Genomic DNA, 16,876 nt, shown 5'->3' on the forward strand with positions numbered 1-16,876 from the left:
CTTACCATAAGAGGACGGTGATTGAATATATGCATACTCCCATAACAGGGATAGTTGCCGAATATAACCCGCTCCACCACGGACACAGGCATCATATGGACCAGGCCCGCACACTCTCCGGTGCCGAGGGCATCATAGTCGTGCTCTCCTCAAACTTTGTCCAAAGAGGAGAACCTGCCCTGATCTCAAAGTGGGAGAGGACAAAGGCCGCCCTTGGATGCGGAGCTGACCTGGTGCTTGAGCTTCCTCTCGTCTTTTCTGCCCACAACGCAGGAGTATTCGCAAATGCCGCCGTCGACATCCTGGCAATGACAGGCATCGTAACACACATTTCCTTTGGGTTGGAATCCCCCGACTGGCAAATGGACAAAATCTTAGATATTCTAATCGAAGAACCGGAACCTTTCAAGTTTTGTTTAAAAGAAGAACTTGACAAAGGCTTTTCTTTTGTTGAATCGAGGGCCGCGGCTCTTGACCGTATGATCCCCGGAACAGCCGAAAAGCTGAAAGGTTCGAATAATTCCCTTGCACTATCATACATGCTCAGGATAAAGAAACAAAATTGGGAAATAGATGCCGTTCCGGTAAAGAGGCTTGGTGCAGGATATCACGAAAATGAGCTTGCCGAATTTTCAAGCGCAACTGCTGTAAGGAAAGCTATTTCAAAAGGAAAAGTCTCGGAAGCCCTCTCGCAGCTCCCTGATTTTTCAGCAGGGATATTAAATGAGGCGATCGGAAAAGGACGGACCTGCACCGACGAAGGAAAGCTGTGGAATATTCTCCGCTCCAAACTCGTATCAATGTCACCCGAAGAGATCTCAAATTACGCAGAGATAGGAGAGGGCATAGAGTACCTGCTGAGAGAAAAAGCTATAGTGAGCTCATCCTTCACCGAGTGGGGGAAGGCGTGCACCAGCAGGAGATATCCGCTGGGGCGGATACAGAGGCATGGCATTCACATACTTATCGGCCTCGAACATTGGACGAACAGGGCATTCCAAAGGATAGGGCCGCCCTACATAAGAGTGCTGGGAATGAACGAAAAAGGCAGAAAAATGCTGAGGCGCATGAGGAAGACAGCATCTTTGCCCGTTATCACAAGGTGCGGCGCCGCTTCTTCAATATCTGATGCCGCGTCAAAAGTCATGAACTATGAACTCATAGGATCCGAGATATGGGAGCAGCTCGTGACTGAGGGAGAATTCGGAAGGGAACATTCCAGAAAGATCATTATAAGCGGGGAATAATATATGGGCATCGTATACAAATGTGGGATGACATCGATGGATTTTGAAAGGGTGGCAGATATGCTCTCGCAGGCATACTGGTCCCTCGGCATAAAGGCGGGTGAGATGAAAAAAGCGGCGGCAAATTCTGCCCTTGTGATCGGAGCTTTTTCCGAAGACGGCAGACAGATAGCTTATGGCCGTGTTATCTCAGACAAAACAAGATTTGCATACCTGACAGACTTTTATGTTGACGTGGAGTTCAGGCAAAAAGGCATCTGCCGTCAAATGGTGAAGCTTGTCATGGACCATCCCGACCTTGCCGACGTCTACCAGTGGCTTCTTGTCACAGGGGACGCGCACGGGCTTTACGAAAAATGCGGATTCAAAGTCATTTCCCGTCCGCTGGATTTCATGGAGATCCGAAACCCACGTCCGAAGGACAGGTGACGACTATACGTTGCGCGGGGGTATACGCTCCCTCAGGCGCCTGAATACACCGGGCGGGACCATGTCCTTTATCGCACCTCCGAACTGGAAGGCATCCTTGATCCCTCTGCTTGAAAGATAAGAATACTTGGCGTCTGTAACGATGAAGAAGGTCTCTATCTCAGGAGCCAGCTGCCTGTTCATCTGCGCGAGCTGGAATTCATATTCAAAGTCAGAAAGTGCGCGAAGGCCTCTGATTATTATCCTGCTCTGTTCCTGCCTCATAAAATCTACCAAAAGCCCTTCGAAAAACTTCACCTTGACGTTCGGAAGGTGGACCAGTGCCTCTCTGGCCATGATCTGCCTCTCTTCCTCGCTGAAAGTCGATCTCTTTTCGGGATTTACGAGGACTGCCACGACAAGCTCATCAAAGAGGGCTGCCCCTCTTTCGGCAATATAAATATGCCCGTTGGTTATCGGGTCGAAAGATCCGGGATAAACGGCCCTTATCATTGGTCAACACTCCTTCTGTAGAATGTGAGAACTGTGCCGCCGTAAGTTCTCTCCTCCCTCTTCCAGCCCGGAATATCATCTGCATCTTCTTTTTCGGAGTGTTCGAAGATCAGCGTTCCGCCGGGAGAGAGGACTTCGCTGTGTTTATGAATAAGTTTGGGGAGTTCGGTTCCCCAGCCCAGTCCGTATGGCGGATCGGCAAAGATGATGTCAAACGACTCCCCGTTCCTTTCAAATTTTGATAAAACCCTTCTGACATCCATGCAATGACATTTTACATCCTCAGGCATGGTTTTAACTATATCGCCAAAGCGCTTTCTCTCCGATTCAACCAGACAGACCGGAGCCGCGTCCCTTTTATATGCATTGAGAGCTATCTGTCCGGTGCCTGAAAAAAGATCAAGAAAGCTTTTGCCCCTCAGAGGACCAAGTATGTTGAACAATGCCTGCATGACCTTGCCCGTGGTAGGTCTCATTTCTTTCATATCAGTTCCACCCTGCTTCACCTATTCATGACATAAAAAGAGTATAATAGCGAACATTAAAAGTGTATACAAACATGGAGGGCAAATTATGCCGCAGCACATGGAAAAATCTTCAATGACACCAGAGGAACAGAGCGACAGAAAGAGCCTCCTCGGCTTTTCTTTCCTTCATTTCATAAATGACATGCACTCAACAGCTTTACCCACAATTATACCAATGCTTGTCAATTCCATATCGATAACTTTAAGTCAGGCAGGACTTTTGAATGCCGTTTTCGGGTTGACGAACCTTTTCGGCCAGCCGGTAGCAGGATATTTAGCAGACAGGCAGAAAAGACCCTGGCTTGCAGTATGGGCGCCGATGCTGAGCATCGCGGGAGCATGTCTTTTGCCTCTTTCCCCCAATTACGCGATCGCCTTCCTGTTGGTAGGACTGATGAGCATGGGTACAGCCTCATTTCACCCACAGGGGCTCGGACGTGCGGGGTCGTCAGCCGGAAGCAATGACCTTGCCCTTTTCATAGCGCTCTTCGCGGCATGCGGAAGTTTCGGCAGCGCGGTCGGCCCTGTCTATGTCGTATTCCTGACATCCCTTATCGGGAAAAAGATGTTTCCGATCGTTCTGATCCCTGGCTTCATCATATGTATGTACATTTGGAAAAGGATCGTTTCGGATCAAAAAGCTGAGAACATTACAAAAGAAAAGGCTGAATTCAGAGGATTTTTCTCGAATATGCGCGGCATTATGCAGAAGATCACTTCCATAGTCGTTGCAGCGACAGTAAGGGATGCAACACTGCAGGGGATAAGGATATTTCTGCCCATGCTCGTGGTGCTGAAGGGAGGAAGCATCGCTAAAGGCGGTATGCTCCTCTTTGGCATAACAATGGCATGCACGTTGGCAGGCATAATCGGAGGCAGGCTCGCCGATTCGAGGGGCGACGAGAAGGTTATGCTCTGGACGATGGGCTTATCACCGATCTTTCTTATCACGGGCCTCAACACGAGCGGAGTCCTCTCTGTTGCCGCACTGATCGTAGGTTTCGCCTTTTTGCAGGCAAGCACCTCTGTAACCACTGCAATGGCGCAGAAAAAGTGTCCCTTTTCCCGCAGCTCTGCCAGTTCTCTTGCAATGGGTGTCTCGTGGGGTCTTGCAAACCTCTTTACGACACCCGTCGGTTTCTCTGCTGACATCATAGGATTGGAAAAGACTCTTCAGATCGTGGCCTTTCTCCCCTGGACCGTTACAGCATGGTATACAGGAAAAATGATCCTGTCAAAAAGAGTGCTGTAGTGTAAAAGACAATACGGAGTTCAGATCCTTCCTTCGGCTCTGTCAAGGGCATGGCGCAGGGCGGCGCGCATGGCGGGTGTCCTGTATGGATGTCCTACCGAGTCCACCTTTATCTTATAACCGCGGCTGCCCGGTATCACCTTCAGATAGAAATGCTGTTCAAAACCGTCGTCAGTTGTTATGACAAGGATCAGTCCCACACCGGAATCTGAAATGAAGGTCTCCCTGAATACCCAGTGTCCCTTTTCGCCCACTCCTCTTCCTTCCGCGTCCTTTATTCCCGCGAGCAGATCCTCAAGTTTCATTTCGCTTTCACACTCCATTTCCGTCGCCCAGTTCTCATCTTCTATGTTTTTCACAGCATATGTGTCCCTTTTGTGCAAAGTCAGGCGCCACGTGTTCTTTCCCATAGCCCTCCATTTTCTTTCATACTTTGTGAGATAGGGCCTCTTCGGGTCTTTCTCGATAGGGTCTGCTCCAAAATGTGGCGAATACAAAAAAGTTTCGGCTGTCTCCTGCGCATACCAGTCAACATCGGTCGCCAGTTCAAAGTATCCTCCCGGTGTGATCAGGTATGCCATGAGGTCTGCAAAAAGGGGCACTGTGACCCTCCTTGAAGCATGCCTTGTCTTCGGCCAGGGGCAGGGGAAATTCATGTAGACCCTCTCGGCAGACTCGGGGGCGAAACAGTTTCGGAGAAGAAAACGTGCATCACCGTGCATGATGCGGACATTATCAAGCCCTGCTGAAAGGGTTCTTCTTGCTCCTTTTGCCACACACCACTGTGAGACCTCTATGCCTACGATGAGGATATCCGGATATGTCTTCGCCAGATACTCGAGAAACTCTCCGTTCCCGAACCCTATCTCAACGAAGACCCTGCCTGACGGGGACATTGATCTCCAATCGACCGGCAGGTCTATGTTCTCATCTACTATGATCCTGCGAAGTTCCCAGGTCATATTCTTTCCTCCCTTTGGGCCTTTGGTCTGAGATAAAATTCGGGTTCCCTTGAGAGATTCTGCCAGACATCCAGCGGAAGTTCCTCTGCCCTCGCAGTTGTTTTCAGGCCGTTCCTTTCGAGTATCTCTATTGCCTTTTCCCGGTTTATTTCCGTGTAGCCGGAGATCCAGTTGTTTATCAGGGTCTTTCTCCTCTGTGTGAAAGACCTTGCCAGCAGACCTCTCCATGTCCTGTCACATGCGAGTGTACTGTTGTTCTCGATTTTTATCTCTATAATGCATGAATTGACCCTTGGCTGAGGTCTGAAGGCAGATGGAGGGACGTTCCTAAGAATGGCTGATGTCCCCATTGCTTCAACTGTTATGCCAAGAGGAGAGCGTTCACGATGTCCGTGGGGCGATGTTATCCTTTGGGCCGATTCAAGCTGGACCATCAGCAGCATGTAATCAAGTCCGTGCGGGACAAGTTTTTCGAGAAATACCCAGAGGAGCGGAGTGGTGATGTGGTAAGGCAGGTTGGCTATCACCCTGTTGGGCATCCATGGCAGTTTATTTTCGTAATCGAACTGTACTGCATCTCCCCAAAGTGGATGGAGCCTGCTGTCTTTTATGGCCAGCATATCTATAGTGTGCTTTAGTCTCGTATCCAGTTCTACAGTACACACTCCCGAGCATTCGGTCGAGAGGAGCCCCTCTGTGAGTATGCCCTCCCCCGGCCCGATCTCAAGAACTTTGTCCTCAGGAGTAAGCTTTGCCCTCCCGATCATAAAGTCCACGATAGAACGGTCGATGAGAAAATTTTGTCCTATATCGGTGTTGTGGATGAAGTTAGGTATCCTGACCATCTCATATTTCCTTTACTTTGTATTATTGGTCTATACATATGACATTAGTCTGCTTATCTTAAACCCATTCTGACAAAAACAAAGGGGCTTCCATGATAAACGGAAACCCCTGTATCTTCTGGTCGGGATGAGAGGATTTGAACCTCCGACCACCTGCACCCCATGCAGGTACGCTAGCCAGGCTGCGCTACATCCCGTAAGCACGGAGTATAATAACCCGCGATAAGCTTTTGGTCAAGTGCCGCAAATAAAAAAATCCCAACAATCCAGTCGGGATTTTTCATTGATCAAAAACCTAAAAATATAAATACTACTTCTTCTTGCTGTTGACCGCTTCTTTGAGGGCTTTGCCTGCACGGAAGACGGGGACTTTCTTCGCAGGGATCTGGATGACTTTTTTGGGATCCTGAGGATTACGACCCTGACGCGCGGCTCTTTTCTGGACTTCGAATGTGCCGAATCCTACGATCTGGACCTTGTCTTCCTTCTTAAGGGATCCGTGGATGCCTGCAAATACTGCGTCTACAACTTCTGCGGCCTTCTTCTTAGTGATTCCTTCGACAGACTTTGCTACGGCGTTGACGAGATCTGTTTTTGTCACCTTCTGCCACCTCCTGACAAGATTGACACTGCTAGTGCAGTTCACTAGCATTTATACCGATAAAATCCGCTCAGGTCAAGTACTTTTGGGTAAATAGGTCAGTTTTCAGCCCTGTTTCGCATAAAAATCTTTATTGGTACTCCCGAAAAGTCCGCCATTGATCTTAAGCAGTTCTCAAGGTGCCGTCTGAATGATTTTGTGCTAAGCTCCGGATCGTTTACAAAAAATATGAACGCGGGGGGTGCTCCGTCCGCCTGCGTGCAGTAGTAAATCTTGAGGCTGTGCCCCTTCCCGTCTCCGGGCATCCTTTCAAAGATAAGGGTCTCCTTTACGAGCCTGTTAAGTTCGGAGGTAGGTATCCTCCTTCTCCTGTTTTCTTCTACTTTCATAATAAGATCAGGGATCTTGGATATGCTCCTTCCCGAATGGGCAGAAATAAATATCCTTGGGGCATGCGACGCAAAGGGCAGCTCTTCCTTCAGAAGCTCTGCCATCTTGTCGCCGATCTTTTCTTCCTTCGGAGCAAGGTCCCACTTGTTGACAACGATTATGAGCCCCTTGCCTCTTTCCAGCACCTGTCCTATCAGCCTTTTGTCCTGTTCGGTGACTGGGTCCTGTGCGTCAAGGAGGACTAGTGCGACATGACATCTGTCTATCGCCTGGTAGGTCCTGACGTTTGAGTAATATTCCAGGTCTGTGTTGACCCTGCTCTTTCTCCTGAGGCCGGCTGTGTCGAGAAATCTCATCTTTACCCCGCTGATCTCGACGAGAGAGTCTACGACATCGCGCGTGGTGCCTGCCATGTCGCTGACCATCGAACGCTCCTCCCCCGCTATTGAATTAAGCAGGCTGGATTTTCCTACGTTTGGCCTTCCGACTATCGCCACCCTGATGTCGTCTTCCTCAGATTCGAAATCATCGGGCGGAAGTATTGACACGACGGCATCGAAGATATCATCGAAACCGGTGTTGTGTTCTGCGCTCGTTGCTATTACCGCATCAAACCCCAGCGAGTATGCCTCGCAGAGCATCTCATCTTCCTGTCTCTGATTGTCGAGTTTGTTCATTGCAACTATAACAGGTTTGCCGCCCTTCCTCAGCTTGATGGCTATGTCCTGATCCATCGGGGTTATCCCCTGCCGGCCGTCGATCACAAAAATGACAGCTCTGCTCTCGTCGAGTGCAAGGTCGACCTGCTTCGCAATAAGATCCATGAAAGGGTGGTCGACTTCGGACATTATTCCTCCTGTGTCGACGACATAAAATTTTCTGCCGGCCCATTCGGCTTCACCGTAGATCCTGTCCCGTGTTACACCGGGCTGATCGTCTACTATCGCGGCTCTCCTTCCGACCATTCTGTTGAATATGGATGATTTGCCGACATTCGGCCTTCCTACTATCGCGATTATTGCCATTTTGTTCTCCTTGCCGGCATATGGCTGGTGCCATGGTATGCCATGTGATTTTTATATTCCCTCAGTCAAGTTTTATGGTTATCCTCGGTATCCCGGATCTGGTATTTTTTATGTCGAAGTATGGCGCGATCATTTTTCTCAGAGCCCCGAACCTCTTTGTCCTGACCCAGATACTCTCAGATCTCTCCTCTGACTCCCAGAAATCGAACCCGGCCTGCTCAAAAACTTGAGCGAGCCTCTTACGCTTAAAGGCCGGAATGTCTATCCTTAGCATTGGGACAAAGGGAGGGAGTTCCCATTCTCTGCGTTCCTTAAGTTCCCGGTCCCAGAAGTGCCCCCAGCCTATACCCAGGGCCTGCTGCCAGTTTTTGTCCGGTCTCCTGCTCTGAATGACGATCTTTCTGCTGTCCGGGGCCTCTCCTCTCCACGCCGATTCCCACATCAGAGAGAATGCTCTTGCCTTGGCATCATACTCTTCAACTCTTGCTTCTGCATCTGCATCTATCCATCCGACGGTACCGGGCGATATCTCATCGGTCAGGGAGAGTATCTTCCTGGTTCCCAGTATGATGCCTGCTTCCTGATGTTTTTTCATTATGGATATACCTGAAGGGATCTTGGCTCCGTCCTCGCTGAAGAGGATGATCTCCGCTCTCCTGAATAAGCTGCGCGCATGCTCCTCAAGCGCCTCGAGTCCCGGTCTCTGACCCTCAAGGAACGGTCCTCCGCACGTGGGACATTTTTCAGGCACAGGCTCTTTTTTGCCGCAGTCAAGGCACCTGAGCTGTCCTGTTTTCCCTTCCCATCTCATTACACCCCCACATTTGGGGCATCGGACAGGTGAACCGCAGTCTTCGCAGAATATCTCCCCTGCGTAGCCCTTCCGGTCCAGGATCCAGAGTGCCCACCTGCCATTTTCAAGGCTGTCCCTGGTCTCCCTTATTAAAGGCCTGCTTATGGGAAGCCTGTCTTTGATCCCATCGGAGCTGTATGAAGAGGAGTCCTTCATGTCAACGAAAATCAGCCTCTCCCTGATCCTGCTGCGGCCGGGATCCCTGCCGACCTGCAGAAAGGCCTTCGCAGAAGGCATCCTGCCGCCCAGTATCAGACCGGCTCCCGCAAATCCGGCACGCGCAGCCAGTATAGTCCTGTGGTGGAACAGCGGATGTTTCTGTGTCTTCCAGGCACCGCTGTTTTCTTCGTCTACTATTATCGTTGAGAGTCCGGAGATGGGTATGAAAGACGCCGTCTGGCACCCCACTGCAAACCTGATCTCACCCTTCCTCGACCTCTTCCAGAAATCCCACTGCTTTCCCTTTGAAAGGTCCGGCCAAAGAATGCCCTCTCCTTTCAGAGGAGCAGGGAGCATATCCCAGAACTTTTTTGCACCCGAAAGCTCGGGAAACAGCGCAAGAAGAGGAACTTCCGATGCCGTGAGGATGTCCCGGTAAATTTCCATCCTATCGGAGTCCCTCGGCTCGTAAACATACTTTACGGATGAAGGACCTGGCCGCGGTTTGTGATAAATCTCTTCAAGCGGTTCACCGGCAAGGAAGGACGCGGGGAGAAGTGTCTTTGCGGCCATCCCTTTTCCTATAAACCAGGTCTTTGCCAACCAGCATACGGTCCTCCAAAGTTCATCCGGCAAAGGAGGCAGGTGATCTATCGCATCAATTATTTCCTTCAGGTCATCGGGGTGTCCGGCGTTTTCCTGATCTTCAGCGGTTACTGTCAGCCCCACTCTCGAAGAAGTGCCCAGAGGGACCCTTACCCTTGTCCCGGGGGGCAGAGAAGATCTGTACATATATGAGAGGTCAGTCCACCACGGTCCCGGGACCGCGACAGATACTATTTCCATTATTCCTTGTTTTTCTTTTTTATGACGGCGTCAAGCAAAGTGTCGGCCACATCGTCCTTTGTGCCTGAAAACTCTACTTCCGATCCGCCCTTTGTCATTATCATCAGAGTGTTTGTGTCCGATGCGAACCCTGCTCCGTTTGCAAGCACATCGTTGCAGGCTATCATGTCCAGGTTTTTCGCTATCATCTTTTTTTGTGCGTTCGCGATCAGATCCTGGGTTTCGGCTGCAAAACCTATCAGCAGCTGACCCTCTCTTTTCATTCTTCCAAGTTCGGCCGCTATATCCCTGTTCTGTACAAACGTAACCGTCAGAGGCTCGCCGTCGCGTCTCTTAAGTTTCTGTTTCATCTCTTCTTCAGCACGAAAATCTCCGACTGCGGCGGCTTTGATTATGATATCCATTGAAGGTGCTTCCCTTATGCAGGCTTCGTACATCTGATCCGCGGATACAACGTCGATCACCCTGACTCCCTCAGGCCTCTGTATCGACACCGGTCCGGAGACAAGCGTCACATCAGCTCCTCTGTACCAGGCGGCCTTTGCTATCGCATACCCCATCCTGCCGCTGCTCGGATTGCTGATATACCTGACAGGGTCTATGTATTCGTGTGTCGGTCCCGCAGTCACCATGACCCTCATCCCGCTCAGGTCCTTTTTGGGTGAGAGTGCATGCCAGACATGCTCATAAATCACAGAGTTGTCAGGGAGCCTTCCTTTTCCCTCATAGCCGCAGGCAAGCATTCCGCTGTCAGGATCCACCACTATGTGCCCCATCGTCCTTATCGTATCTATGTTGGCCCTTACCGCGGGGTTTTGCAGCATATTGGAGTTCATTGCCGGAAAGATCACCATCGGGTTCCTGTTAGCAAGCATCGCAGCTCCGAGAAGTGTGCTTCCGTCTCCCTGGGCACATATGCGCAGACCGTTTGCAGTACAGGGGGCAATTACAAAGACCTCCGCCCGTTCAGTCAGTGTAATGTGAGGTATCTTCCATCCCTCTTCAGCTGACAGAAAATCATTTTCACGCCAGACCTTTCTTCCTGTGAGGGTAGAGAGGACAAGCGGACTGACGAACTCTTCGGCTGAGCGCGAAAGGATCACATCCACCTCACAGCCTTCCTTCCTCCACCCGCGAAGGATGTCGGGTGCCTTATAGGCAGCGATCCCTCCGGTCACTCCGAAGAGGATCCTTCTATTTCGCTTCCAGGGACTCATTTTCTTCCTTTTTGGCAGAGGTCTCCACGAAGGAGTGCCTTATCCTCCCCTGCACGAGATCCTCAACTGCCCTGGTAATAAACTTTTCGTCATAGCCGCTTATGGCTCCCTTCCTCTCGCTAAGCTGGCGGGCACGTGCGGATACGACCAGTGTCAGTATGTACTTGTTTGGTATGTCCCTGTTTTTGTAAATCGTTTCGAGATCCATGTATATCATATTGAACCCTCCCGGTATTTTTTTACTATCCTGATAAGATCCTCGGCCGCTTTATCGACCCTGTCGTTAATTATCATATGCTCGTACTCGCCGGCGTGGCTCATCTCTTCTCTGGCGTTGCAGATCCTGAGCTCCAGTTCCTCCGGCCCTTCTGTCCCTCTCTTTTTGAGCCTTCTGATCAGCTCTTCGAACGAGGGAGGCTGGATAAAGATCATCACGGCTTCCGGCATCTTTTTCTTGACCTGAGAGGCACCCTGTACGTCTATTTCCAGAAGAACATCCCTGCAGCTGTTTAAAGTATCCTCGACTATGTCCTTTCTTGTCCCGTAAAAGTGTCCGTGGACATTTGCCCACTCGAGGAACCTTTCCTCACTCACCATTTTTTTAAAAGAGGTTTCATCCATGAAAACGTAATTTACGCCGTCTTTTTCTCCCGGCCTTGGCGCCCTTGTGGTACATGAGACGGAGTACGCTATGTTGTCCAGTTTTTCAAAGACCCTTCTGAGGACAGTACCCTTGCCGACTCCCGCCGGTCCGGAAAGAATGTAGAGCCTGCCTCTCATTGCCTCTCCTCTTTGCCTTCCTCTCCCTCAAAACGGCCTGTTATCGTCTCAGGCTGGATAGCTGACATTATCACATGTCTGCTGTCCATTATCAGGATAGCTCTGGTCTTCCTTCCCTGGGTCACATCCACGAGAAGTCCGGCCTCCCTGGCCTCTTCCTTCAGCCTCTTTATTGGGGCAGACGAGGGACTGATTATCGCAACTATCCTGTCCGCAACCACCATGTTCCCGAAACCTACATGAACCAGCCTGTAACTCATCTTCATCTACTCCAGATTCTGTATCTGTTCGCGTATACGTTCAAGAGCGGCCTTGGAATCTACCGCAAGCCATCTGATCTCTGCGTCTGATATTTTGGAATCCAGTGTGTTTACCTCCCTGTTCATCTCCTGGATTATGAAATCCAGCTTGCGGCCTGAGGATTCCTGATCTTCACCGGTTTCTCTGAATTTGGCTATGTGGCTTTTAAGACGGGCTATTTCCTCCGAGACATCCCACTTATCGGTCATTATGACTATTTCCTGCATCATTCTGGATTCTTCCAGCTTGCCTCCGAGAGCCTCGATCATCTCCGACATCCTCTGCCGGGTCATATCAAATGCCTGATCCCTCGCAGGAAGCCATTTCTCCTCTATCAAGGCAGAAAGTCTTTCAAGTTCTGACAGATGGACGAGCACTTCATCTTTCAGATGCCCTCCCTCAGTTTCTCTCATCTTCTGCCATGACCTCAGCCCCTCTTCTATCAGTTCGCTGAAGGCACCTTCGAGCTCTTCCGCCTCGCTGCTCTCCTCGAAACTGGGTATGTCCAGTACTCCCGGAAGCGTTACTACGCTCTCCAGCTGGAGGTCTTTGGCCTGTCCGAGCATACGCTGTATCTGCATCAGCTCTTCACAGTAGGATGTCATTATTTCCTTGTTGATCCGCCCCATCCTGAATGTCGGCGCCCACAGCACTTCCATCCTGACCTGAAGCTTACCTCTGCGGAAACCTTTGCGGAGTTTCTGATGGAACCACGGCTCCCAGCTTGAAAATTCCCTGGGAAGCCTTACATAGATCTCCTGGTATCTATGGTTTACGCTGGACATCTCCAGGCTTACGGTGCCCCATGATCTTTGGATCTGTGTCCTGCTGAACCCTGTCATGCTTACATACATAAGATCACATCCCGTCTATTGCATGCGTTATTCTTCCTGCGGAAGCGCCATCCTGCTCTCATAGTACTCCATGGCATGTCTCTTTACCCTCTCAAGGAGCTCTCCGAAACCTTCTCCTGTAAGGGCACAAACCTTTATTGCATCCTCGCCCCTTGCTCTCAGTTCCATAGCTATAAACTCCGCTTCCGACTCTGTCTTGTCTATTTTGTTGAGAACAACTATCCTCGGCAGGTCGTCTGCCTTGAGTTCCTTCAGCGTCTCAAGGACGATCTCCATGTTCCCCACGGGATCTTTGTCCGCTGAATCTATGACCAGAAGCAGCAAGTCCGCTTCGGACACCTCTTCCAGAGTCGCCCTGAATGCCGCCACAAGCTCCGGGGGCAGCTTCCGGATAAAACCTACAGTGTCGGAGAGGAGGAAACTTCCCCCGTCTCTGAAGCTTATCTTTCTGACTACAGTGTCCAGCGTGGAGAAAAGCTGGTTTGCCGTCAGTATCCCGCTGTCTTTGGAGAGAGATCTCAAAAGGGTGGACTTTCCGCTGTTCGTATAGCCGACCAGCGCTGCCGTAAAAGCTCCGTCCTTCCTGCGCCGCTCGCGCCTGTCCCTTCTTCTCTCCTTGACTTCCTCCAGGCGGGAAGTGATGCTCTTCATCCTTCTTTCGAGCTTCCTTCTGTGCCTTTCGAATTCGGTCTCTCCCGGACCCCTGGTACCGATGCCTCCCCCCGTCCTTGACATCTGATGGCCAAGTCCTTTGAGGCTGGGGATCTCGTATCTGTACTGGGCAAGTTCGACCTGGAGCTTTGCTTCGGCTGTATGGGCCCTGCTTTCGAATATCTTCATTATAACAAAGGCTCTGTCCCAGACTGTCATTGATGTCAGCTTCTGAAGGTTGCTCTTTTGGGTCGGGCTTAGAAAATCATCTACCACAAGCAGCATTGCCTCTGATTTCTGCGCGAAATCCCTGATCTCCTCCGCCTTGCCTGCACCCACAAAACTTGCTGGATCTGGTGCAGACCTTTTCTGGGTGACCCTGGCAAGGGTAGGTATATCCAAATTTTCAAGAAGCATTACCAATTCGTCAAGCGAGACCTCGGTGTCGTCCGAGCTGTTGATGTCCACTCCGCAAACAATTGCCTTCCTGGGTCTTATAGAGAGGTCTATCGATGACCTTTTTTGTCTGCTCAAATCTCTTTGCCTGCTCCCAATTCCCTGGCCAGGCTGACTATTACGTCAGTTACCTCTTCGATCGTCATTTTTGTGCTGTCGAGTATCACACAGCCCGGCGCCGGACGCAGCGGCGCTATTTCCCTGTTCATGTCGTAAAGGTCCCGCTCGTTGACATATTTGAGTATTTCGTCAAAGTCGGCATTTTCGCCGCGTTCAACTCTCTCTTTATAACGGCGTCTCGCCCTCTCCTCCGCGTCTGCCGTAAGGAATATCTTGAGGTCCGCGTCAGGAAAGACAACGGTACCCATGTCCCTCCCGTCAGCGACAAGACCTTCTGAGGCCTGCCCCCTCTGAAAACCTATAAGGGCGTCCCTTACAGGCCTGAGTGCCGAAAAGGAAGAAACAGCGGCGTCTATGGCCGGTCTCCGTATCTCTGCGGTCACATCCCTTCCGTTTACCAAGACTCTTCCTCCGGAAAGAGAGACTGATATGTTCTGCAGGGCAGCCGTTATTTTCTCCGTCTCATCCGGGGCGGTCCCATCCTGAATGAGCCGCCATGTCACGGCTCTGTATATTGCCCCTGTATCAAGATAGGGCAGTCCCAGCTTATCTGCGGCTATTCTGGCAACAGTGCTCTTGCCTGCTCCTGCAGGCCCGTCTATCGTTATCACAAGCTTACGCGCATTGGTTTTATCCATTCAAAACTCCCCTGATGCCTGACGGCAACACAAAAACATTCCGGGCCTCTTTTGCCGGACCGAAACTTCCTTTAACATACATTCCTTAAACTATTATTATACTATCTTTCCGTTCTTAATATAACTCCAAAGTTCTTCTCTGCTGACCGAAATAAAGCTGCCCGAAGCAAGTTCCCTGAGCTCGAGCCTGCCTATCTTCCTTCTTACGAGTCTTCTGACATCATTTCCAAGTGAGCGCACCATAAGGCGTATCTCTCGCTTGATGCCCTCGCCAAGCACTACTTCAAACCAGCATTGAAGCGGACGCCGTCCGATCCTTCTTACTGAAATTGGCTTCAGGAAAAGTCCTTCCGCCTCCACTCCGCGGGTCCATTCTATCAGCTTCTCTTCCGGAAGGGGGTTCCTCAGTTCCACTTCGTAGGTCTTGGTTATGCCCATTGATGGATGGATCAGCTCCTGCGAGAACATACCGTCATTAGTAAGGATGATCAGCCCTTCGCTCTCCCGGTCAAGCCTGCCGACCGGAAAGAGGCGGAATCTGTCCATCTCGGTCGGCAGTATGTCGATCACTGTCCGCTCCCGCTCGTCTTCGACCGCACATAGAACGCCCCTGGGTTTGTTGAAGATGAGGTATTTCTGCTCAACCGGAGAGATATCCTTCCCTTCAAAGGTCACCCTGTCGGATGCCTCTACCTGCCTTCCGGGCTCAGTGACGACCTCTCCGTTGACAGAAACTTTTCCGGCCAGGATGTGTTCCTCTACCTTGCGTCTTGCACCTATCCCGCACAGAGCAAGATACCTGTTCAGCCTTATGCTATTGTTTGATCCACTCATCGTTGTCCTCTTCTTCCGACACTTTGTCCGGTCCCTCAAAGGAGCCGAAGGCCCCCTCATCTGACCTGTAATCTTTAAGTTCTTCCAGCGAGGGCAGCGAACTTATGCCGGCCAGACCGAATATCTCAAGAAAGCGTTCCGTGGTCCTGAAAAGGAGGGGAGAACCTACGCTCTTCTTTCTGCCGGCGATCCTGACAAGCCCATGTTTCAAAAGTGTGTCTACGACCCTGTCGCATCTCACTGAGCGGATATCCTCTATTTCAGAACGGGTCACCGGCTGATTATATGCAATTACAGAGAGAGTCTCGAGTGCCGCTTTGCTGAGTCTGACCTTCTGGAGTGAGACAGAACCGTAAAATGCCTCTATGGCCTCAGCGAGATCGGGAGCCGTAGCCATCTGCCATCCGCCGGCTGCAAAGAGTACCGCAAGTCCGTGAGATGCGGCATATATCTCTTTGATGGTCCTTACCGCGCTCTCCACCCTCGCGGGCGTCACTCCCAGATACGAGGCTATCTCCTGACTCGAAACAGGCTGCGGGGATACGAAGAGCATCGCTTCTACCTGCCGTTCAAGCAGCCCCATCTCTCTCTTTACGTTTTCGTCAGACTGCTGCAACCATAACATCTCCCAACGTTTCCGACTGTTTGATCCTTACCATTCCCAAGCGCGACATTTCCAGCAGTGCAAGAAGAGTAACAATGAGTATTTTCTTGTTTTTCTCCTCCAGAAGGTCCCTCAGGGAAAGCTCTTTTTTTCTTATTCTGCGAAGAAGCTCCTCCATCCTCTCCTCGACCTGACGTTCTTCGGGGATGGCATCGGGTATATCCTCCCACAGCGACTCTTCACTGCAGTTCCCCGTCTCCCTCTTTTCGTTGTATCTGTCAAGAAGCTGCCACCAAAGGGATGCCAGCCCATATAGATCGCCAAGGTCATAGAAGGGGGTGCTTTCTTCATCGGCTATCCTTACAAAAGATCGCTCCCTGTCCTTCTGAAGGGCAGCCAGGTGCGCCGCCGCGTTCCGGTATGGCCTGAAGACCTCAAGCATTCTCCTGAGCTCTTCTTCATCCGCAAAGGGCTCTTCATCAGGGAACTCTTCCTCTTCACCGGCATCACGCTGTGCAGGAAAGAGAGAATGGACTTTCCTCAGAAGAAGCCTGCTGGCAAAAGAAAAGAATTCCGCCATCTCATTCAACGTAGTACGTTTGCTGTTTACGAGGAAACTGACATACTGTGAAACCAGTTCGGTGAGGTTCAGCTGAGCGGGATCCATCTCCCTGCTCTCGACAAGATGACACAAAAGGTCGAGCGGACCGGAAAAAGCTCCGAGCTGAACCTCGAAACCCCTCCGGTCCTCATTTTGCGTTTTGGGCAAGGCTTCGTGCTGTTCTGTCAATTTC

At 50.8% G+C, this 16,876-nt stretch carries 20 protein-coding genes and 1 tRNA gene; 3 read left to right on the forward strand and 18 right to left on the reverse strand.

The annotated features are described in order from the left end of the window. Positions 1–29 precede the first annotated feature (29 nt). Entirely contained in the window at positions 30–1,247 is a 1,218-nt protein-coding gene (locus tag OLM33_07005; protein MCW1713410.1) for a nucleotidyltransferase family protein, read from the forward strand. Between the two features lie 3 nt (positions 1,248–1,250). Beyond that, entirely contained in the window at positions 1,251–1,676 is a 426-nt protein-coding gene (locus OLM33_07010; protein ID MCW1713411.1) for a GNAT family N-acetyltransferase, read from the forward strand. A gap of 3 nt (positions 1,677–1,679) precedes the next feature. On the opposite strand, the gene coaD is transcribed toward OLM33_07010, so the two are convergent. Both coaD and OLM33_07020 read right to left on the reverse strand, forming a co-directional pair. Further along, a complete protein-coding gene (coaD, locus tag OLM33_07015; GenBank protein ID MCW1713412.1) occupies positions 1,680–2,168 on the reverse strand; it encodes a pantetheine-phosphate adenylyltransferase in 489 nt (162 codons plus the stop codon). Next, positions 2,165–2,653, reverse strand: coding sequence for an RsmD family RNA methyltransferase (locus tag OLM33_07020; GenBank protein MCW1713413.1), 489 nt, complete (start codon positions 2,651–2,653; stop codon positions 2,165–2,167). The genes coaD and OLM33_07020 overlap by 4 nt, the downstream gene beginning before the upstream one ends. 88 nt (positions 2,654–2,741) lie before the next feature. Between OLM33_07020 and OLM33_07025 the strand changes: the two genes are divergently transcribed. Next, positions 2,742–3,947: an MFS transporter gene (locus tag OLM33_07025; protein ID MCW1713414.1), complete on the forward strand. Its 1,206-nt coding sequence runs from the start codon at positions 2,742–2,744 to the stop codon at positions 3,945–3,947. Positions 3,948–3,967: 20 nt separating this feature from the next. On the opposite strand, the gene trmB is transcribed toward OLM33_07025, so the two are convergent. From trmB to OLM33_07105, 16 genes are all read right to left on the reverse strand, one after another. Further along, positions 3,968–4,909, reverse strand: a complete 942-nt coding sequence (trmB, locus tag OLM33_07030; GenBank protein ID MCW1713415.1) for a tRNA (guanosine(46)-N7)-methyltransferase TrmB — start codon at positions 4,907–4,909, stop codon at positions 3,968–3,970. Next, positions 4,906–5,754, reverse strand: coding sequence for a 16S rRNA (adenine(1518)-N(6)/adenine(1519)-N(6))-dimethyltransferase RsmA (gene rsmA / locus OLM33_07035; protein ID MCW1713416.1), 849 nt, complete (start codon positions 5,752–5,754; stop codon positions 4,906–4,908). Before rsmA ends, trmB begins: the two co-directional genes overlap by 4 nt. Positions 5,755–5,873: 119 nt before the next feature. After that, positions 5,874–5,951, reverse strand: a tRNA-Pro gene (locus OLM33_07040). 113 nt (positions 5,952–6,064) lie between these two features. Beyond that, positions 6,065–6,355: an HU family DNA-binding protein gene (locus OLM33_07045; protein MCW1713417.1), complete on the reverse strand. Its 291-nt coding sequence runs from the start codon at positions 6,353–6,355 to the stop codon at positions 6,065–6,067. 98 nt (positions 6,356–6,453) lie between these two features. Beyond that, the gene (gene der / locus OLM33_07050) at positions 6,454–7,770 is read right to left on the reverse strand and encodes a ribosome biogenesis GTPase Der (protein MCW1713418.1); all 1,317 of its coding nucleotides are present in this window, start codon (positions 7,768–7,770) and stop codon (positions 6,454–6,456) included. A 61-nt stretch (positions 7,771–7,831) separates the two neighbouring features. Next, positions 7,832–9,628 (reverse strand): hypothetical protein, encoded by a 1,797-nt coding sequence (locus OLM33_07055; protein ID MCW1713419.1) that lies wholly within the window; start codon positions 9,626–9,628, stop codon positions 7,832–7,834. After that, complete coding sequence (coaBC, locus tag OLM33_07060; GenBank protein MCW1713420.1) at positions 9,628–10,845, reverse strand: bifunctional phosphopantothenoylcysteine decarboxylase/phosphopantothenate--cysteine ligase CoaBC; 1,218 nt, start codon at positions 10,843–10,845, stop codon at positions 9,628–9,630. The genes OLM33_07055 and coaBC overlap by 1 nt, the downstream gene beginning before the upstream one ends. Further along, positions 10,823–11,062 carry a DNA-directed RNA polymerase subunit omega gene (locus tag OLM33_07065; protein ID MCW1713421.1) on the reverse strand — a complete coding sequence of 80 codons (240 nt, stop codon included), beginning with the start codon at positions 11,060–11,062 and terminating at the stop codon, positions 10,823–10,825. Before OLM33_07065 ends, coaBC begins: the two co-directional genes overlap by 23 nt. Beyond that, entirely contained in the window at positions 11,059–11,625 is a 567-nt protein-coding gene (gene gmk, locus OLM33_07070; GenBank protein ID MCW1713422.1) for a guanylate kinase, read from the reverse strand. The genes OLM33_07065 and gmk overlap by 4 nt, the downstream gene beginning before the upstream one ends. Beyond that, positions 11,622–11,885 carry a DUF370 domain-containing protein gene (locus OLM33_07075; GenBank protein ID MCW1713423.1) on the reverse strand — a complete coding sequence of 88 codons (264 nt, stop codon included), beginning with the start codon at positions 11,883–11,885 and terminating at the stop codon, positions 11,622–11,624. Before OLM33_07075 ends, gmk begins: the two co-directional genes overlap by 4 nt. Positions 11,886–11,891: 6 nt before the next feature. Beyond that, positions 11,892–12,779, reverse strand: a complete 888-nt coding sequence (locus OLM33_07080) for a YicC family protein (protein ID MCW1713424.1) — start codon at positions 12,777–12,779, stop codon at positions 11,892–11,894. Between the two features lie 27 nt (positions 12,780–12,806). Beyond that, positions 12,807–13,964 (reverse strand): GTPase HflX, encoded by a 1,158-nt coding sequence (gene hflX, locus OLM33_07085; protein ID MCW1713425.1) that lies wholly within the window; start codon positions 13,962–13,964, stop codon positions 12,807–12,809. Further along, positions 13,961–14,644 (reverse strand): (d)CMP kinase, encoded by a 684-nt coding sequence (gene cmk, locus OLM33_07090; protein ID MCW1713426.1) that lies wholly within the window; start codon positions 14,642–14,644, stop codon positions 13,961–13,963. Before cmk ends, hflX begins: the two co-directional genes overlap by 4 nt. A gap of 96 nt (positions 14,645–14,740) precedes the next feature. Next, a complete protein-coding gene (locus OLM33_07095; GenBank protein ID MCW1713427.1) occupies positions 14,741–15,478 on the reverse strand; it encodes an rRNA pseudouridine synthase in 738 nt (245 codons plus the stop codon). Next, on the reverse strand, positions 15,459–16,094 hold the full coding sequence (scpB, locus tag OLM33_07100) for an SMC-Scp complex subunit ScpB (protein MCW1713428.1): 636 nt from the start codon (positions 16,092–16,094) through the stop codon (positions 15,459–15,461). Before scpB ends, OLM33_07095 begins: the two co-directional genes overlap by 20 nt. Further along, positions 16,081–16,851 carry a segregation/condensation protein A gene (locus tag OLM33_07105; GenBank protein MCW1713429.1) on the reverse strand — a complete coding sequence of 257 codons (771 nt, stop codon included), beginning with the start codon at positions 16,849–16,851 and terminating at the stop codon, positions 16,081–16,083. The genes scpB and OLM33_07105 overlap by 14 nt, the downstream gene beginning before the upstream one ends. Positions 16,852–16,876: the final 25 nt, after the last annotated feature.

The sequence above is a fragment of the Synergistaceae bacterium DZ-S4 genome (assembly GCA_025943965.1).
Lineage (GTDB): Bacteria > Synergistota > Synergistia > Synergistales > Synergistaceae > Caenicola > Caenicola nitritireducens.

Bases quoted from the DNA above. Each gene is read 5' to 3' on its own strand.
- trmB (MCW1713415.1), bottom strand. From the start codon at position 4,909: ATGACCTGGGAACTTCGCAGGATCATAGTAGATGAGAACATAGACCTG.
- OLM33_07080 (MCW1713424.1), bottom strand. From the start codon at position 12,779: ATGTATGTAAGCATGACAGGGTTCAGCAGGACACAGATCCAAAGATCA.
- OLM33_07065 (MCW1713421.1), bottom strand. From the start codon at position 11,062: ATGATATACATGGATCTCGAAACGATTTACAAAAACAGGGACATACCA.
- gmk (MCW1713422.1), bottom strand. From the start codon at position 11,625: ATGAGAGGCAGGCTCTACATTCTTTCCGGACCGGCGGGAGTCGGCAAG.
- coaD (MCW1713412.1), bottom strand. From the start codon at position 2,168: ATGATAAGGGCCGTTTATCCCGGATCTTTCGACCCGATAACCAACGGG.
- OLM33_07005 (MCW1713410.1), top strand. From the start codon at position 30: ATGCATACTCCCATAACAGGGATAGTTGCCGAATATAACCCGCTCCAC.
- cmk (MCW1713426.1), bottom strand. From the start codon at position 14,644: ATGGATAAAACCAATGCGCGTAAGCTTGTGATAACGATAGACGGGCCT.
- OLM33_07095 (MCW1713427.1), bottom strand. From the start codon at position 15,478: ATGAGTGGATCAAACAATAGCATAAGGCTGAACAGGTATCTTGCTCTG.
- OLM33_07025 (MCW1713414.1), top strand. From the start codon at position 2,742: ATGCCGCAGCACATGGAAAAATCTTCAATGACACCAGAGGAACAGAGC.
- OLM33_07020 (MCW1713413.1), bottom strand. From the start codon at position 2,653: ATGAAAGAAATGAGACCTACCACGGGCAAGGTCATGCAGGCATTGTTC.
- OLM33_07010 (MCW1713411.1), top strand. From the start codon at position 1,251: ATGGGCATCGTATACAAATGTGGGATGACATCGATGGATTTTGAAAGG.
- der (MCW1713418.1), bottom strand. From the start codon at position 7,770: ATGGCAATAATCGCGATAGTAGGAAGGCCGAATGTCGGCAAATCATCC.
- OLM33_07055 (MCW1713419.1), bottom strand. From the start codon at position 9,628: ATGGAAATAGTATCTGTCGCGGTCCCGGGACCGTGGTGGACTGACCTC.
- rsmA (MCW1713416.1), bottom strand. From the start codon at position 5,754: ATGGTCAGGATACCTAACTTCATCCACAACACCGATATAGGACAAAAT.
- OLM33_07075 (MCW1713423.1), bottom strand. From the start codon at position 11,885: ATGAGTTACAGGCTGGTTCATGTAGGTTTCGGGAACATGGTGGTTGCG.
- coaBC (MCW1713420.1), bottom strand. From the start codon at position 10,845: ATGAGTCCCTGGAAGCGAAATAGAAGGATCCTCTTCGGAGTGACCGGA.